The organism is Maritimibacter sp. UBA3975 (assembly GCF_002384975.1).
Taxonomy (GTDB): Bacteria; Pseudomonadota; Alphaproteobacteria; order Rhodobacterales; family Rhodobacteraceae; genus Maritimibacter.
In genome coordinates this window covers 418,948-435,242 of the sequence record NZ_DGCP01000002.1, presented here as the reverse complement: position 1 = coordinate 435,242, position 16,295 = coordinate 418,948, and the positions used below count along the sequence as shown (strand labels likewise).

Here is a 16,295-nt window from a genome sequence, read left to right as displayed (position 1 = left end):
CGCCTCAGCGCAGCGGGAAAGACACCTCGTTGCGCCGGTTCATCGGCAGGGTGAAGGGATCGTCGTAAAACGCGTAGCTCGGCGTCGGATCGACCGCGACCCCGTTGCGCCGGGCGATCTCCTCCAATTCCGTTACCTTTTCGGTCAACCGCGATTGCGTCGGCCGCCCGGAAAAGGCAAGCGCGATGCGCCGTTCGGGCCGGGTCTCGCGAAACCGGATTGCGTCGCTGTCGGGGTCGGGCAGGGTCGCCAGCGTGTAGTCGGCGGGCATCATGAAGGTGACGGTCCAGAGCGACCCGTCGCCGGTCTGCGTCACCGGCACGGTCATGGCGATCTTTTCCTTCGGCGTCTGGGTCACGGGCGCGGTCATGTCGACCTTTGCCTTGGAGCGGTTGCCGCCAAAGATATAGCCCGCAAGGACCGAGAACCCCCGGCTGCGCGCGCTGTCCGCGTCGCCCCGCACGGTGACTTCGGCAAGGATATGGGGCGCATACCGGCGCACCTCCGCACCCTCCACGCGCGCCTCGACCGTGTAGGTCGGCGCTTCGTATCCGTGATAACGCCCTTCGGCGGTGGCGAGCGATCCGCTCAACCCGAACCCCGCCGCGAGCGTCGCGACTTTTGCCAGCGTTCCCGCCATCGGTGTCTCCTGTGCTGATGTGCGAGTATTACGCGGAAACGCCGCGACCAGATCACCGGCGGGCCGGGCGCGTCAGGCCGTCAGACGCTGCGCCGAGGCCGAGAACATGACCACCATCCGCTCAGGCACATGCCGCAGGCCACAGGCCCGAAGCATCGCCCGCGACGGCGCATTGTCCGCCGCCGCGAACTCGGTCGTGCCCGAAGCGCCCAGTTCGTCCACCGCGACGAGGTTGGCGATGGCATCCACCGTCTTGCCCAGTCCCAGCCCGCGCAACGCCGGATCGACCGCCGCCAGCCCGACCCAGGCGACCCCCGACAACCAGGAATGATGGTTATGTGTCAGCCCGGCAAAGGCGGTGGCCGCAATGCTCCCGTCCCCGTTGCGCAGGATCACCGCACGCGCCGGAAACAGCTCCCCCGCCAGCGCCCGCTTGGAGAAGGGCGAAATCCCGTGCTCCACCAGAAACGCCTGCATCTCGTGCAGCGCCTTCGCGTCGATCTCGTCCGAAGGCTGGCGCGTCACGCCCTCTGGCAGCCCCTGCGCCACGATCTTCCCGCAAGCCGCCCGCACGTCGTCCGCATCACCAAGGAACAGGTCCCAGAAATGCGGCTTGGGCGACAGTGACGCGAACTCGTGCTCGGCGGTCAGGATCACCTCGCCCGTCACCCCACGCACCGATACGACACCTTCGCGCGCCAGCCCCTCGCGCAGCCGGTCCCAGCCGAAGGCCTCCGGATCGTCGGCCGTCAGCACCCGCGCATGGACCACCGCACCGGGCATATCACGCATCGTGGCGACGTCCGCATCCCGCGCGGCTTGCAGCGCGCGGGTCGTCTCGTCCCCGAAAAACGGGTCATCCTCAGGCTTCATCGGCCGCTCCTGGTGAGTTTCCCCTTACCGTAGCACGAAACCCCACGCTTGCGAGACTCGGCCGCACGGTATAAATGCGCCTGCATGACACGGATTTTCGACATGGACGACCGCGCCCGCCTGCCTTGGCGGTTCCACGGCGCGACGCTCACGATCCTCGCCTGCCTCTAAGCCCGGCGACACCTTCCGCACGTCCGAATTTCGAACATTTCCCCTAGGAGAAAACCCCATGGCCGGGAAAACACTCTACGATAAAATCTGGGACGCCCACGTCGCGCACGAAGCCGACGACGGCACCTGCCTGCTCTACATCGACCGTCACCTCGTCCACGAAGTGACCTCGCCGCAGGCCTTCGAAGGTCTGCGCCTCGCGGGCCGCAAGGTCCACGCGCCGGACAAGACCATCGCGGTGCCGGACCACAACGTGCCTACCACGCTCGACCGCATCAACGGCGTGATCGAGAACGAGGAAAGCCGCATTCAGGTCGACGCGCTCGACACCAACGCCAAGGAATTCGGGCTGCACTATTACCCCGTGTCCGACGTGCGTCAGGGCATCGTCCACATCGTCGGCCCCGAACAGGGCTGGACCCTGCCGGGCATGACCGTCGTCTGCGGCGACAGCCACACCGCCACCCACGGCGCGTTCGGGGCGCTGGCCCACGGCATCGGCACGTCCGAGGTCGAGCACGTGCTCGCCACCCAGACGCTGATCCAGAAGAAGTCCAAGAACATGAAGGTGGAAGTCACCGGCAAGCTCAAGCCGGGCGTGACCGCCAAGGACATCACCCTCGCCGTGATCGGACGCACCGGCACCGCCGGCGGCACCGGATATGTCATCGAATACTGCGGCGAAGCGATCCGCGACCTGTCGATGGAAGGCCGCATGACCGTCTGCAACATGGCGATCGAAGGCGGCGCGCGCGCCGGTCTCATCGCGCCGGACGAAAAGACGTTCGAATACGTCAACGGCCGCCCCCACGCCCCGAAAGGCGCTCAGTGGGAAGCCGCGATGAACTGGTGGAAAACGCTCAGGTCCGACGAAGACGCCCACTGGGATCTGGTCATCACCCTCAAGGGCGAAGAGATCGAGCCGGTCGTCACATGGGGCACCTCGCCCGAAGACGTCCTCCCGATCTCGTCGGTCGTGCCTGCCCCCGAGAGCTTCAAGGGCGGCAAGGTCGACGCGGCCAAACGCGCGCTGGAGTACATGGACCTGAAGCCGGGGATGCCGCTGTCGGACATCAAGATCGACACGGTGTTCATCGGCTCCTGCACCAACGGCCGGATCGAGGATCTGCGCGAAGTCGCCAAGATCGTCGACGGCAAGAAGGTCGCCGACGGTGTGCGCGCCATGATCGTGCCGGGCTCCGGCCTCGTGCGCGCTCAGGCCGAGGAAGAGGGGCTTGCGGAAATCTTCGAGGCCGCCGGTTTCGAATGGCGCCTCGCAGGCTGTTCGATGTGCCTCGCCATGAACCCCGATCAGCTCGCACCGGGTGAACGCTGCGCCTCCACCTCCAACCGGAACTTCGAGGGGCGTCAGGGCTACAAGGGCCGCACGCACCTCATGTCTCCGGCGATGGCGGCGGCGGCGGCGGTCACCGGTCACCTGACCGACGTGCGCACGTTCAACTGACTTGGGCCGGGCCGCGTATGCACGATCGTATGTACAGTGTGTGCACACCATGTGCACACGCGGTGCACCCCGATTTGCCGCGGCCCCGCCTGTTAACACATCAACATATGGTATGACCAAATGGACAAGTTCGAGAAACTGACCGGGATCGCGGCCCCCATGCCGCTGGTGAATATCGACACCGATATGATCATCCCCAAGGGCTTCCTGAAAACGATCAAGCGCACCGGGCTTGGCGTGAATCTCTTCGACGAGATGCGCTATGACCGAGAGGGCAACGAGATTCCCGATTTCGTGCTGAACCAGCCGCAGTATCGCGAGACGCAGATCCTCGTCGCCGGCGAAAACTTCGGCTGCGGCTCGTCGCGCGAACACGCTCCCTGGGCGATTGCGGACTTCGGCATCAAGGCGATCATCTCGACCTCTTTCGCCGACATCTTCTACAACAACTGCTTCAAGAACGGCATCCTGCCCATCGTGCTCCCGCAGGAGCAGGTGGACGTACTGATGAAGGACGCAGAAAAGGGCTCCAACGCCCGCATGATCGTCGATCTGGAAGAGCAGACGGTGACCACGTCGGATGGCGAAAGCTTCTCGTTCGAAGTGGACTCGTTCCGCAAGCACTGCCTGCTGAACGGCCTCGACGACATCGGCCTCACGATGGAAAAAAAGCCCTCCATCGACGCGTTCGAGGCCAAGGCCTCGCAGGAACGTCCCTGGGTCTGAAGCCCATCGGAATGACGACAAGGGGCGGGGCTTCGGCGCCGCCCTTTTTCGTGCAGGTCAGGCCAACTCGCGGCGCAGCCTGATCGCCACCGGAACCATCCCCGCACTCAGCACCATGCACCACAACGCCAGCGCGACACCCTGCACCGGAAAGCTCACACCCGCGTCGATCATCACCCCCGTGATCCCCGGCCCGATTGCCGTCGAGATCACCATGATGACCGTCTGGAGCGAGCGCACCGCGCCAAGGTGCCGGGTGCCGTAAACCCTTGGCAAAAAAGCCCCGAGGAACGAACTCACCGCCCCTTGCGTCACCGCCACGATCCCCAGCACCGCGAACCACATCTGCGGCACCTGCGCCGGCGCCAGCAGGAACAGCCCCGCCCCCATCGGCAGGAGGAGGACGGGCATGAGCCGCTCGGGCCCGAACCTGTCACAGGCCCACCCGGCGATCAGGCCCGAGGCCACCGACACGCTCGCCCAGACGACGTATCCGGGTGCCATCTCGGCCAGCGTCCAGCCCTTCACCTCGGCCACGTTCACCTGCTGAAAGAAGATCACCGTGCCGATGAACGGCGGCGTCAGAAACAGCGGCAGGATTGCGAAAAACAGCCAGTGGCGCACCAGGTCGCGGCGCTGCCAGTGCCGGCCCTCTAGCCCTGCGCTCGCGTCGCCCGACACCGCCTCGCCCTGCGGCTGCCGGTCCCGCGCGAGCAGGATGAGCGCGAGGGGCAGAACCCCGATGAGGATCGCTCCGGCGGCGATGCCCCATGTCTCGCGCCAGCCCAGCGCACCGATCAGCCCGACGAAGAACAGGGGCAGGATCGCCTCGCCCAGCGGATGGCCAAGCGATGCGATGGCCACCGCGCGCCCCCGCGTCGCGTGAAACCAGCGGCCCATCGACGTGATGGCCATATGCGACATCATCCCCTGCCCGCAGAACCTGAGAAGAAAGACCCCGATCCCAAGGAGCCATACGCTCGGCGCGAGCGCCATGATGGCGGCAGCCAGCGCGAACAGAAGGCAGATGGCCACGGTCAGCCGCGACAGTCGCATCGTATCCACCAGCGCCCCCCGGCTGAACAACAGCGCCGCCGAGGCGAGTGTGGCGATCGTATAGAGCCCGCCCCATCCGCCATTGGTCAGCCCGTGCGCCTCGCGGATCTCGCCCGCGAACAGCGAAATGAACCAGGTTTGCCCGAATGACGACGCGAAGGTCAGGAGGAACCCTGTGGCGAGCCAGCGGAAATTTGTAACGAGAAACTGAACCATGCCCCCGCCAATATGCCGCCCGTGCAAGGGTTTAAAGCCCACAATTTCCTGATGGGACGACGTCCTGGCGGACACCTCCCCTCGGCGCGCTCCGTGCGATTGTGCCGGTGGTTTCCGTCGGCGAAACGGTCTTTTCCCTTGGCCGGAACAATAGCAGTTCTACATCTGGTGATTGTGTTTTCGTGAACCACAACCCACTGCGGTGTCACACAAGACCGTCCAATTTCAGCCACGCGATAGGTGCAAAATCGCACCACTCCCCCCACAATACCGCCGTGAATTTTTCGTTAGTTCAGACCGTTACTTGCGGCGAAATACGAATGTGGGCAAGATTATGTCAATGATGAGGCAGGCTGCCACAAATGGCGGTTTCGGTTTGGGACAAGGGTCGCGGCATCGCATCGCGCCTGGCCAGAACGAAGGAAAAAAGCAGTGACTTCTCGCGTAATCGGCGCGCTCGTACGCGCATGCCTGACGGTGATCCTGATTTTGACGCCGTCCCTGATGATTCCGGGTATCCACGCGGAAACGGTGCAGATCGTCGCGCTCGCGGCCATCTTCGCTTTCGCGCTGACCACCTTCGAGTACGCCTCGACCTATCCCGGCCTCGTGGAATTCCGCGAAGCGCCGCCGTTCAACCGTATTCGCTTCGTGTCGCTCTTCGTGACCGTCCTGTTTCTGTCGGCGGTCGCCCGCGGCACCACAGACCCGTCGGTGTTCACCGAGTTCGTCGGTGCCATCGGCACGCTCATCGGGAACGCCATCGACTTCCCTTATTCGCCCGTCCGGCTCATCGTCCTGATGCTCCCCGAGGGCACGACGGCGCAGGAGATCATTACCCTGCGCATGGCCGCCGGCATGGCCTATCTCATCTCGCTCCTGTCGCTGGCCGTCTTCATCATCTCGCTGCGCGTCACGGGCTGGCCCAAGCGCAAAGGCGGCTTCAACGTCTGGGTGAACCTCCCGATGTTCGACCCGACGGCGGGCGGCGACGTGATCGAACGACTGGAACGTGACGCCCGGTTCAACGTGGCGCTGGGCTTTTTGCTGCCCTTCCTGACCCCCGCTGTCATAAAGGCCGCCTCCGGCGTCTTCGGCTCGGTCTCGATCACCAATGACCAGACGATGATCTGGACCATCGCGGCCTGGGCGTTCCTGCCTGCTTCGCTTTTCATGCGTGGGATCGCGATGCAGCGGGTCGCGACCCTGATCGCCGAACAGCGCGCCCGCAATTCGTCGCGCGCCGAGTCACAGGCGCTCCAACCCGCGTGAGACGCGCGGGGGCGCTCGCCGCGGCCCTGTGCCTGACCGCCGGCCAGCTGACCGGCGAGACCATCCGCATCGCCGCATACGACACCGACCTGTTTCGGGACGGGCCGGGGCTATTGCTCGCAGATATCCTTGATGACGATCCTCAGGTCCGGGCGGTCGTGGAGGTCATTTCCGAGGTGCGTCCGGACGTCATCCACCTCATGGGGTTCGACTGGGACCTTGAAGGTCACGCACTCCATGCGCTGGCGGCGGCGTTGTCGGAGGCCGGGGTGGAATACCCCCATCGCTTCGCTGGGCAGCCAAACACCGGCGTGCCGTCCGGTCTCGACCTCGATGGCAACGGACGGGTGGCCGAGGCGCGCGATAACTCTGGATACGGAACATTCACCGGACAGGGCGGAATGGCGGTCCTGTCGCGCTACCCCATCGGCGCGGTGCGGGAGTTCACCGATTTTCTCTGGCGCGACTTGCCGGGCGCACAGGCCCCGGCGGTTGACGGCGCGCCCTTCCCCTCGGCAGAGGCCGCCGCCCAGCGTCGCCTGTCTTCGGTCGCCCATTGGGACGTACCTGTCGAGGTTGAGGGCATGACGCTCCACCTTCTCGCCTGGCACGGGACCGCGCCCGTGTTCGACGGACCCGAGGACCTGAACGGGGCCCGGGGGGCGGATGAGGCTCTGTTCTGGCTCAAATTGCTCGACGGTGCCCTGCCGTGGGAGCCACCAGCGGGGCCGTTCGTTCTGACGGGTATCTCAAATATCGACCCCGTAGACGGCGACGGGCGGCATGGGGCGATGCGACAGATCCTGTCTGATCCGCGTCTTCAGGACCCTCAGCCGGTCAGCGCCGGTGGCGTGGCGGGGGCGAACCCGGCGCAGGGCGGCGACCCGGCGCTGGACACCGGCGATTTCGACGACCCCGAGCCCGGCAACCTCCGGGTCGATTACGTCCTGCCGGACGCCGCGCTGACGGTGACTGGCTCTGGCGTCTACTGGCCTGCGCCGGGAGAACCGATGGCAGAGACGGTGGCGACTGCAAGTCACCACCGCCTTGTCTGGGTCGACGTGGCGTTGCCTTAGGCAGCCCGAGGAACAGGCGCGCCGGCCATCTCGGCATCCGGGAGGATTTCACGCAGCACGGTGTCGAACGGCGTGGGCTGGAAGTCTGGCAGGAGCGTGTCGAGCCGGTCGGACGACAGGGTATGAGACGTCTCCCACAGATAGCGCATTTCTCTGAGCTCTCGGGCAAGTTCCCAGACCGGGGAGGCGAGGCGGAGCACGAACCACGGGAAACGCGCATCGCGCAAGGTGCGCCCCGTCATCGCCTCGACCCGCGCCTTGAGATCGTCGAGCGTGAGAGCATGGCCCGGAAACGGCACGTCTTCGTATGTCGCGAGCGAGCCGCGCCGTTCGGCGAGCGCCACGGCGGCGCGCGCCCAGTCGGGGAGATAGCACCACGGCTGCACCTTGTCGCCGGAGCCGGCATAGGTGAAGCGGCCCTTGGCCACTTTGTTCAGGACCATGAGCGCCATGATGTCGTCGCCTGCGACCGGGTCGATGAAGTTGCCAGCGCGCAGGATGATCGTCGGGACGCCCGACAGGGCGTAAGCCTTCTCCATTTCTGCCCGGATTTGACCTTTGCGGGCGCAGGGGCGGTGCGGCGTATCCTCGGACCACGCGCCGGGCGTGTCACCGAAGACATAGACATTGCCGGGGACGATCACGGTGGCACCCGAAGCGCGGGCAGCGGCGATCACGTCACGGGTGATCTGCGGGATGAGCGTGGCCCAGTCGTGGTAGTTGGGCGGGTTCAGCCCGTTCACGATCACGTCGCAGCCCTGCGCGGCCTGCGTCATGTCGTCTGTCTTGCGGTTAAACGTGCGCACCTGCCAGCCGGCGGCGGCGAAGGCACGGGCGGAATGGCTGCCGATTTTTCCCGACGCGCCAAGAATGAGAACTGTGTTGGTCATGGATTCCTCCGTTTCTGATGGGTCCAAGGTATCCATTCAAATTGAAACAGGAATTGCCAAATATCGGAGGTCTGATATTCATGAATGAATGGATAATCTCAGCTCCCTCGACTGGACCCTGGTCCGCGCCTTCCTCGCCGTGGCCGAGACCGGCTCTCTCTCCGCCGCGGCCCGCGCGCTGGGGTCGAGCCAGCCGACGCTCGGCCGGCAGGTGCGCGAGGCGGAGGCAGCGCTGGGGGTCGAACTGTTCCAGAGGCACGCCAAGGGGCTGAGCCTCACCCAGACCGGACAGGCCATTCTTCCTGCGGCGCAGGAGATGCAGGCGGCGGCGGGGCAGATCGCCCTTATCGCCGCCGGGCAGGACGAGCGGCCCACGGGCACCGTGCGCGTCACGGCGAGCGTGATCGTGGCGCATTTCGTCCTGCCCCCGATCCTCGCACGGTTGCGGGCCGAGGAGCCGGGGATCGTGGTGGACCTCGTGGCCACGGACAGCAGCGACAACCTTTTGTTTCGCGAGGCCGATATTGCGGTGCGGATGTACCGGCCCGATCAGCTCGACATGGTCACGCGGCATGTCACCGACCTGCCGCTGGGGATCTTTGCCGCGAAAAGCTATCTCGACCGGCGTGGACAGCCGGAAACGGTGGAAGAGGCGCTGGACCACGACTGGGTGGGATACGATCGCTCGGACCTCATGCTGCGCGGGATGCGCCAGATGGGGTGGCCGGTGGACCGCGATTTCTTCGCCATCCGCACGGACGATCAGGCCGGAAACTGGCAGCTCATCCGCGCGGGCTGCGGCATCGGGATCGCACAAATCGCGACCGCCCGCGACGCGCCGGAGGTGGAGCGGCTGCTGCCGGACATGGAGCTGCCTGCCCTTCCCGTGTGGCTCACCGCGCATGAAGCGATGCGCCGGACGCCCCGGATCGCGCGGGTGTGGGATGCACTGGCCGAAGGTCTGGCCACCGCGGTTTCTTGACCGCCCGGCACCTGCGGTATACCCCCACGCCAACAGTCATTCAGCCCAAGGACACAGACATGAGCGTTGGCTCCCTCCTCATCCTCCCCGGCGACGGGATCGGCCCGGAAGTCATGGCCGAAGTGCGCCGCATCATCGACTGGTACGGCGAGAAGCGTGACCTGAGCTTCGACGTGTCCGAAGACCTTGTGGGCGGTGCCGCTTATGACAAGCACGGCACGCCGCTGGCCGACGAGACGATGGAAAAGGCGCAGGAGGTCGACGCGGTTCTTCTGGGTGCCGTGGGCGGGCCGAAATACGACGATCTGGATTTCAGCGTGAAGCCGGAGCGTGGCCTGTTGCGGCTGCGCAAGGAGATGGACCTGTTCGCGAACCTGCGCCCGGCCCAGTGTTTCGACGCGCTGGCCGATTTCTCGTCTCTGAAGAAGGACGTGATCGCGGGTCTCGACATCATGATCGTGCGCGAGCTGACCTCAGGCATCTACTTCGGTGAGCCGCGCGGGATTTTCGAGGAAGGCAACGAGCGCGTGGGGGTGAACACCCAGCGTTACACCGAGAGCGAGATCGACCGTGTCGCGCGGTCCGCGTTCGAGCTGGCCATGAAGCGTGGCAAGAAGCTCTGCTCGATGGAAAAGGCCAACGTGATGGAGAGCGGCATCCTGTGGCGCGAGGTCGTCACCGAAGTCGCCAAGGATTATCCCGAGGTCGAGCTGTCGCACATGTACGCCGACGCTGGCGGGATGCAGCTGGCCCGCTGGCCCAAGCAGTTCGACGTGATCGTGACCGACAACCTGTTCGGCGATCTGCTGTCGGACGTCGCCGCGATGCTGACCGGGTCGCTCGGGATGCTGCCGTCCGCCTCGCTTGGCACGCCGATGGCGAACGAGCGGCCCAAGGCGCTGTATGAGCCGGTCCATGGCTCGGCCCCCGACATCGCGGGTCAGGGCAAGGCGAACCCCATCGCCTGCATCCTGAGCTTCGCGATGGCGCTGCGCTATTCCTTCGATCTGGGCGACGAGGCGGACCGGCTCGAGGCCGCGATCGAGACGGTGCTGGCCGAAGGCAAGCGCACCGCCGATCTGCTGGGCGAAGAGGGCGTCACGCCGGTCACGACGACCGAAATGGGCGACGCGATCCTCGCAGCACTCGATGCGAGCCTCTGAAGGCGACCTTTACCGCGGGACAGACGTTTTTCCCGGTATCCATTTGTAAATAAATAGGAAAGCAGGCTGGACGGTTTGCTTTCCGGACGAAGACGCAGAAACCGCGCACCCCACCTGGTGCGCGGTTTTCGTTCAGTCAAAGGTCATTCGGCGCGACAAGCGCACATTTCTTTGGCGTGGCCCTGCCGCACGGCGCAAAACCGCAGCCGTCGCTTGCAAAGCTCGGGCAAACGCGGTTGGGATGGCCGCAACACGGAGCACTCCATGAACCTGTCCGGCCCTCTCTACGCGCTCGTGGCCTTCGGCATCTACGCGACCCACGACGTCATCATCAAGTTCCTGGGGGGCAGCTACTCGCCGTTCCAGCTTATCTTCTTTTCCACCCTGTTCTCGTTCCCGCTGGTCACCTTCATGCTCATGCGGGACGCGACATCGGGGAACCTGCGGCCCGTGCATCCGTGGTGGACGGCGATCCGCACAGTGCTGGCGTCGATCACCGGGTTCTCGGCGTTCTATGCCTTTTCGGTCCTGCCACTGGCCCAGACCTATGTCTTGCTCTTTGCCACGCCCCTGCTCATCACCCTCCTGTCCATCCCGATGCTGGGCGAGCGGGTGGGGCTGCACCGGCTGGGCGCGGTCCTCGCGGGCCTGATCGGGGTGTTGGTGGTGCTGCAACCGGGGGCGACAGACCTGACGCTGGGCCATGCCGCCGGGGTGACATCGGCGGTGTGCAATGCATTCGCAAGCGTGATCGTGCGCAAGATCGGGCGGGACGAGCGGCCCGTGGTTCTCATGCTCTATCCGATGGCCGCGAATTTCGTGCTGATGGGCGTGCTGCTCGCCTTCGTCTATAAACCGATGCCGGTGGAGCACGTTGGGGGCTTGGCCGTAATCTCGGCCCTCGGGTTCATCGCGGGGCTTGTCCTGATCTCGGCCTACAAGAACGGGGACGCGGCCATCGTCGCGCCGATGCAGTATTCCCAGATCATCTGGGCGAGCCTGTTCGGCTATTTCATCTTTGGCGAGTCGCTGGAGCGTGCCACGGTCATCGGGGCGGGGATCATCATTTTGTCCGGGCTCTATATCGTATTCCGTGAGGCGCGGCTGGGCGCGAAATCGCAGACGCCGGTGATCCGAACCCGCTCGCGCGGGTCCACTGCGGCGAGCTTCCGCATATCACCGATCCTGCGCCGTTCGACTACACGGGAACCGGCCGAATAACCCCTTGCCAAGCCCCAGTGCGTGGGCTATTCCGCGCGCCACGGTCGGAGTGTAGCTCAGCCTGGTAGAGCACTGTCTTCGGGAGGCAGGGGTCGGAGGTTCGAATCCTCTCACTCCGACCAAGAAAACAAGGCGCCTTCGGGCGTCTTTTTTTTTGTTTTCAGGGTTCTGGCCGCAACGAAGTCCGCAGCGTTTCAGATTGGATGTGTGCCCGATCCGTTCACTTTAGGCACGAAAGGCACCTCACAGCGCATCAAGGTCGTGATGCGGTCCGAGTTCTTGAGCGCCTTCCGACTGGCGAAACAGCTCACGACGCCAATCGATACATGCGTGTCGAGATGCGCTCGATCGTGCCCTTCTTTCTAAGGAATGTCAGCGTTCGGCTCACGCTTTCGGCGCTGGTGTTCAGGTAGTGAGACATATCGCTTCGAGACATCGCGAAGGTCACGGTCCTGGATTTCTGGCGGGAGGACAAATCCTTGATGAACCACAGCAGGCGATCAGATACTGCTCCGCTGCGGGCCTGGATCAGCCGGCGTTGATCCTGCCCCGCCTGTTCCGCAATGGCCTGGCTGAACAGCTCTACCGCCTCTGCTCGCTGCGGGTCGTCCAAGGACAACAAGCCTGGCCGCACATCGCAGACACTGGTGTCTTCGAGTGCGGTAATTGCGACGTCCTGATCACTCACCGAGCAAACAAGGGGCTCTCCCGGGAAGAGGAAGCCGGCTGTCTCGGGGTGTCCATCAATGTTGAGAAACTCGACCTTCAAGGCGCCGAAACGCACGATCGCGAAATGCGTGGTGAGATCCTCACAGCTGCGCATCGTTCCCTTGGAAAGGTGGAATTCAGTAACAGCGGGCGCGCCGAACGAGGCGCCGGTCGGGGGCGCGATCATACCTTGGAGCGGGCAAACCTCGCATATTCCAGAAGACCCGGTTCTCTTCATGGCGCGTCCTTTCAAACGTCTCGCGGTCAGCGAAAGCGCGATGTGAAAACCCCTCTCCCGAGTGCAGGAAAACTGACGCACATCAAAAAATCAACCGGCAGATGTGGAAAACTCCCCTGAGCATTCATCCGAAGCGGGAGGTCCAATGAACAATCCAAATACCTCTGAGCAAAGGGAAACATCTTCGCGCGGCCAAGAAACGGTGGCCTTCCTGTTCCTCGCCCTGGTCCTCTTTCCCATCCTCGCGGTGATTTTCGTGGGCGGCTTCGGCTTCGTCGTCTGGATGGAACAACTTCTGTTCGGTCCGCCGGGGAGTTGAGGACGATGGGTGCCCATCGTGCCTCTCGAATGTCGCGGCGCGCCCTTCTGGGTGGCCAGGATGACCGCGAGGTCATGCCGTGGACCGACGCTGCGACGATACAGGACAACTGCACAGGGTGCGGCGCATGTATCGACGCCTGCCCTGAGGGCATTCTGTCCGCGGGGCGTGGCGGGCATCCGGTGATCGATTTTTCCACGGCCTGCACCTTCTGTCGCGCTTGCGCCGAGGCATGCCCGGAGCCTGTCTTCGACCTCGAACGGGATCCGCCCTGGCAAGCGGTCGCAGTCATAGACAGCGCGTGCTTCGAACCGCAGGGAATCGCGTGCCGGGCCTGCGAAGATGAATGCGACGTGGACGCGCTGCGCGCCCGTCCGATGCTGGGAGGGCGTGCTGAGATGCGCGTCGACACCGACGCCTGCACCGGATGCGGAGGGTGCGTTTCATCCTGCCCGGCGGGCGCGATCAGCATAGTTGAATTGGAGGTCGCCGATGCCTGAGCACCACCTGTCCAGTCTGCTTGTACATGCAAAGCCCGAGAACATCGAAAGCGTCGCGAAACGGTTGGAAGCCGAGGGCTGTGAAGTTCACGCCACCACGCCCGAAGGCAAGTTGGTTGTCACGCTCGAAGCCGAGGGTCGGCGGACGCTCAATGACGCCCTGACCCGGATACAGCTCTTGCCCGGCGTTCTCGCAGCGACCCTCGTTTTCCACCATGTCGACGAGCCGGATGAGCTTGTGCGCCCTTTGTGACCCCAGCCAGTAAGCCAGGAGATTTGCCATGACGATGACAAGACGAGATGCGTTGAAGGCCAAGGCGATCGCAGCCGCCAGTGCCGCCGCGGGGATCACGGGCCCGGCGCTGGGCCAGAACATCCCGACCGCGCGCGACGAGACTGAATTGACGTGGTCCAAGGCGCCGTGCCGGTTCTGCGGCACAGGCTGCTCGGTCATGGTCGCCACCCGCAATGATCGGGTGGTCGCGACGCATGGCGATGCCGAGGCCGAAGTGAACCGTGGACTGAACTGCGTTAAGGGATATTTCCTGTCCAAGATCATGTATGGCGCGGACCGGCTTACCAAGCCGCTCCTGCGCAAGCGGAACGGGGTCTACGACAAGACCGGCGACTTCGAGGAAGTGAGCTGGGACGAGGCTTTCGATGTGATGGCCGAAAAGTTCAAGGAAACCCTCGCCGCCAAGGGGCCGGAAGCGGTGGGCATGTTCGGCTCCGGCCAGTGGACGGTGTGGGAGGGTTACGCGGCCTCCAAGCTCTACAAGGCCGGCTTCCGGTCGAACAACATCGACCCCAATGCGCGCCATTGCATGGCCTCGGCCGTCGCCGGGTTCATCCGCACCTTCGGGATTGATGAGCCGATGGGGTGCTACGACGATTTCGAACATGCCGATGCCTTCGTCCTGTGGGGGGCGAACATGGCCGAGATGCACCCGATCCTCTGGACGCGGCTGACCGACCGGCGGCTGTCGGCCCCCGAAACCGAGGTCGTCGTCCTCTCGACCTATCGCAACCGGTGCTACGATCTGGCCGATATGGACATGACGTTCACCCCTCAGTCCGACCTTGCGCTGCTCAACGCAATCGCGCGCCATATCATCAAGACCGATCGCGTGAACTGGGATTTCGTCGACGCCCATGTGAACTTCAAGCGTGGTAACGCGGACATCGGATACGGCCTGCGCCCCGAACACCCGTTGGAACAGGCGGCGGCCAACCCGGACAAGGCAGGCGGGTTCGAGGACATGAGCTTCGAGGATTTCGAAACGTTCCTGGAACCCTACACTTTCGAATACGCTGAGGAACTGTCCGGCGTGCCAGCCAGCCGGATCGAGGCCTTGGCCGAGATCTATGCTGACCCGAACAAGAAGGTCATGTCGCTTTGGACAATGGGCGTGAACCAGCACACCCGGGGCGTCTGGGTGAACAACATGATCTACAACCTGCACCTTCTGACCGGGAAGATCGCGGAGCCGGGCAACTCGCCGTTCTCGCTGACTGGGCAGCCGTCCGCCTGTGGCACGGCGCGCGAGGTGGGCACTTTCGCGCACCGGCTTCCCGCCGATCTGGTCGTCGCGAACCCGGAACATCGCAAGGTGGCCGAAGACATCTGGAAACTGCCCGAGGGCACGGTGCCCGGCTGGGTCGGCGCACATGCTGTGCTCCAGAACCGCAAGCTCAAGGACGGCGAAATCAACGCCTATTGGATTCAGGTGAACAACAACCTTCAAGCGGCTCCGAACCTCTTGGAGGAAACCTATCCCGGCTATCGCAACCCCGACAATTTCATCGTGGTCTCCGATGCCTATCCGACCGTGACCGCCCAGGCCGCCGATCTGGTCCTGCCCACCGCGATGTGGGTCGAGAAAGAGGGGGCCTATGGCAACGCCGAGCGCCGCACGCAGTTCTGGCATCAGTTGGTCGATGCGCCGGGTGAGGCCAAGTCGGACATGTGGCAGGTCGTCGAGTTTTCCAAGCGGTTCACGACGGACGAGGTCTGGCCGACCGAGATCCTCGACGCCGCCCCCGAATATCGCGGCAAGACGCTGTTCGACGTGCTGTTCGCCAACGGCAACGTCGACGCCTTCGAGCTGTCCGAAACTGAAGAGCATCCGAACCACGAGAGCACCGACTTCGGCTTTTACATCCAGAAGGGGCTTTTCGAGGAATACGCGCGGTTCGGACGCGATCACGGTCATGACCTTGCCGATTTCGATACCTATCATCAGGTGCGCGGTCTGCGTTGGCCGGTGGTCGATGGCAAGGAAACCAAATGGCGGTATCGCGAAGGGTATGACCCCTATGTGACGCCGGGCGCCGGGGTCGAATTCTACGGCAAGCCCGATGGACGCGCCAACATCTTCGCGCTGCCCTATGAGCCGCCGGCGGAAAGCCCGGATGACGAATTTCCATTCTGGCTGGTCACGGGGCGGGTGTTGGAACACTGGCATTCGGGATCGATGACCGACAGGGTGCCGGAGCTACATCAAGCCTATCCCAACGCGATGGTCTACATGCACCCCGAAGACGCGGCCGAGTTGGGCGTGCACAGGGGAAGCGAGGTCAAGCTGAGTTCCCGGCGGGGCGACATGCTGACCCGTGTCGAAACGCGCGGGCGAAACAAGGTGCCGCGCGGATTGATCTTCGTGCCCTGGTTCGATGCAAACCAGCTCATCAACAAGCTGACACTGGATGCGACCGACCCGATTTCGAAACAGACGGACTTCAAGAAGTGCGCCTGCAAGGTGGAGGCAGCGGTATGAGA

At 64.2% G+C, this 16,295-nt stretch carries 17 protein-coding genes and 1 tRNA gene; 13 read left to right on the top strand and 5 right to left on the bottom strand.

Going from position 1 to position 16,295, the window contains the following annotated elements:
- Positions 1 to 4: 4 nt before the first annotated feature.
- Positions 5 to 640, bottom strand: coding sequence for an SOUL family heme-binding protein (locus B2585_RS02405; protein ID WP_292019598.1), 636 nt, complete (start codon positions 638 to 640; stop codon positions 5 to 7).
- 72 nt (positions 641 to 712) lie between these two features.
- Positions 713 to 1,513 carry a GNAT family N-acetyltransferase gene (locus B2585_RS02400; protein WP_292019596.1) on the bottom strand — a complete coding sequence of 267 codons (801 nt, stop codon included), beginning with the start codon at positions 1,511 to 1,513 and terminating at the stop codon, positions 713 to 715.
- A 48-nt stretch (positions 1,514 to 1,561) separates the two neighbouring features.
- On the opposite strand from B2585_RS02400, the gene B2585_RS02395 reads away from it, so the two are divergent.
- The 3 genes from B2585_RS02395 (at position 1,562) to leuD (ending at position 3,875) form a co-directional block, all read left to right on the top strand.
- Positions 1,562 to 1,684, top strand: coding sequence for a hypothetical protein (locus tag B2585_RS02395; protein WP_292019594.1), 123 nt, complete (start codon positions 1,562 to 1,564; stop codon positions 1,682 to 1,684).
- A 58-nt stretch (positions 1,685 to 1,742) separates the two neighbouring features.
- Positions 1,743 to 3,149, top strand: a complete 1,407-nt coding sequence (gene leuC / locus B2585_RS02390; protein WP_292019592.1) for a 3-isopropylmalate dehydratase large subunit — start codon at positions 1,743 to 1,745, stop codon at positions 3,147 to 3,149.
- A 120-nt stretch (positions 3,150 to 3,269) separates the two neighbouring features.
- Positions 3,270 to 3,875 (top strand): 3-isopropylmalate dehydratase small subunit, encoded by a 606-nt coding sequence (gene leuD, locus B2585_RS02385; protein ID WP_292019590.1) that lies wholly within the window; start codon positions 3,270 to 3,272, stop codon positions 3,873 to 3,875.
- A 57-nt stretch (positions 3,876 to 3,932) separates the two neighbouring features.
- Here the strand turns inward: leuD and B2585_RS02380 are convergent, their stop codons facing one another.
- Positions 3,933 to 5,147, bottom strand: a complete 1,215-nt coding sequence (locus tag B2585_RS02380; protein ID WP_292019588.1) for an MFS transporter — start codon at positions 5,145 to 5,147, stop codon at positions 3,933 to 3,935.
- A gap of 432 nt (positions 5,148 to 5,579) precedes the next feature.
- Here B2585_RS02380 and B2585_RS02375 point away from each other — a divergent pair, with 432 nt between their 5' ends.
- Positions 5,580 to 6,419, top strand: a complete 840-nt coding sequence (locus tag B2585_RS02375; RefSeq protein ID WP_292019586.1) for a hypothetical protein — start codon at positions 5,580 to 5,582, stop codon at positions 6,417 to 6,419.
- The gene (locus B2585_RS02370; protein WP_292019584.1) at positions 6,416 to 7,495 is read left to right on the top strand and encodes an endonuclease/exonuclease/phosphatase family protein; all 1,080 of its coding nucleotides are present in this window, start codon (positions 6,416 to 6,418) and stop codon (positions 7,493 to 7,495) included. The genes B2585_RS02375 and B2585_RS02370 overlap by 4 nt, the downstream gene beginning before the upstream one ends.
- Here the strand turns inward: B2585_RS02370 and B2585_RS02365 are convergent.
- Positions 7,492 to 8,385 (bottom strand): NAD-dependent epimerase/dehydratase family protein, encoded by an 894-nt coding sequence (locus B2585_RS02365; protein WP_292019582.1) that lies wholly within the window; start codon positions 8,383 to 8,385, stop codon positions 7,492 to 7,494. The genes B2585_RS02370 and B2585_RS02365 overlap by 4 nt on opposite strands.
- Positions 8,386 to 8,473: 88 nt before the next feature.
- Here B2585_RS02365 and B2585_RS02360 point away from each other — a divergent pair, with 88 nt between their 5' ends.
- The 4 genes from B2585_RS02360 (at position 8,474) to B2585_RS02345 (ending at position 11,873) form a co-directional block, all read left to right on the top strand.
- Positions 8,474 to 9,367 (top strand): LysR family transcriptional regulator, encoded by an 894-nt coding sequence (locus B2585_RS02360; protein ID WP_292019580.1) that lies wholly within the window; start codon positions 8,474 to 8,476, stop codon positions 9,365 to 9,367.
- Positions 9,368 to 9,426: 59 nt separating this feature from the next.
- The gene (leuB, locus tag B2585_RS02355) at positions 9,427 to 10,530 is read left to right on the top strand and encodes a 3-isopropylmalate dehydrogenase (RefSeq protein ID WP_292019578.1); all 1,104 of its coding nucleotides are present in this window, start codon (positions 9,427 to 9,429) and stop codon (positions 10,528 to 10,530) included.
- Positions 10,531 to 10,794: 264 nt separating this feature from the next.
- Entirely contained in the window at positions 10,795 to 11,751 is a 957-nt protein-coding gene (locus B2585_RS02350; RefSeq protein ID WP_292019576.1) for a DMT family transporter, read from the top strand.
- Between the two features lie 45 nt (positions 11,752 to 11,796).
- Positions 11,797 to 11,873: transfer RNA gene (locus tag B2585_RS02345), tRNA-Pro, on the top strand.
- A 185-nt stretch (positions 11,874 to 12,058) separates the two neighbouring features.
- Here B2585_RS02345 and B2585_RS02340 read toward each other — a convergent pair.
- Positions 12,059 to 12,646 carry a Crp/Fnr family transcriptional regulator gene (locus B2585_RS02340; protein ID WP_292019574.1) on the bottom strand — a complete coding sequence of 196 codons (588 nt, stop codon included), beginning with the start codon at positions 12,644 to 12,646 and terminating at the stop codon, positions 12,059 to 12,061.
- 196 nt (positions 12,647 to 12,842) lie between these two features.
- Between B2585_RS02340 and napE the strand changes: the two genes are divergently transcribed.
- From napE to napA, 4 genes are read left to right on the top strand one after another with little or no spacing between them, the layout of a single operon-like run.
- On the top strand, positions 12,843 to 13,016 hold the full coding sequence (gene napE / locus B2585_RS02335; RefSeq protein ID WP_292019572.1) for a periplasmic nitrate reductase, NapE protein: 174 nt from the start codon (positions 12,843 to 12,845) through the stop codon (positions 13,014 to 13,016).
- A gap of 29 nt (positions 13,017 to 13,045) precedes the next feature.
- Positions 13,046 to 13,516, top strand: coding sequence for a ferredoxin-type protein NapF (locus B2585_RS02330; protein ID WP_292019570.1), 471 nt, complete (start codon positions 13,046 to 13,048; stop codon positions 13,514 to 13,516).
- Entirely contained in the window at positions 13,509 to 13,769 is a 261-nt protein-coding gene (locus tag B2585_RS02325) for a chaperone NapD (protein ID WP_292019568.1), read from the top strand. Before B2585_RS02330 ends, B2585_RS02325 begins: the two co-directional genes overlap by 8 nt.
- Before the next feature lie 28 nt (positions 13,770 to 13,797).
- A complete protein-coding gene (napA, locus tag B2585_RS02320) occupies positions 13,798 to 16,293 on the top strand; it encodes a nitrate reductase catalytic subunit NapA (protein ID WP_292019565.1) in 2,496 nt (831 codons plus the stop codon).
- Positions 16,294 to 16,295 lie beyond the last annotated feature (2 nt).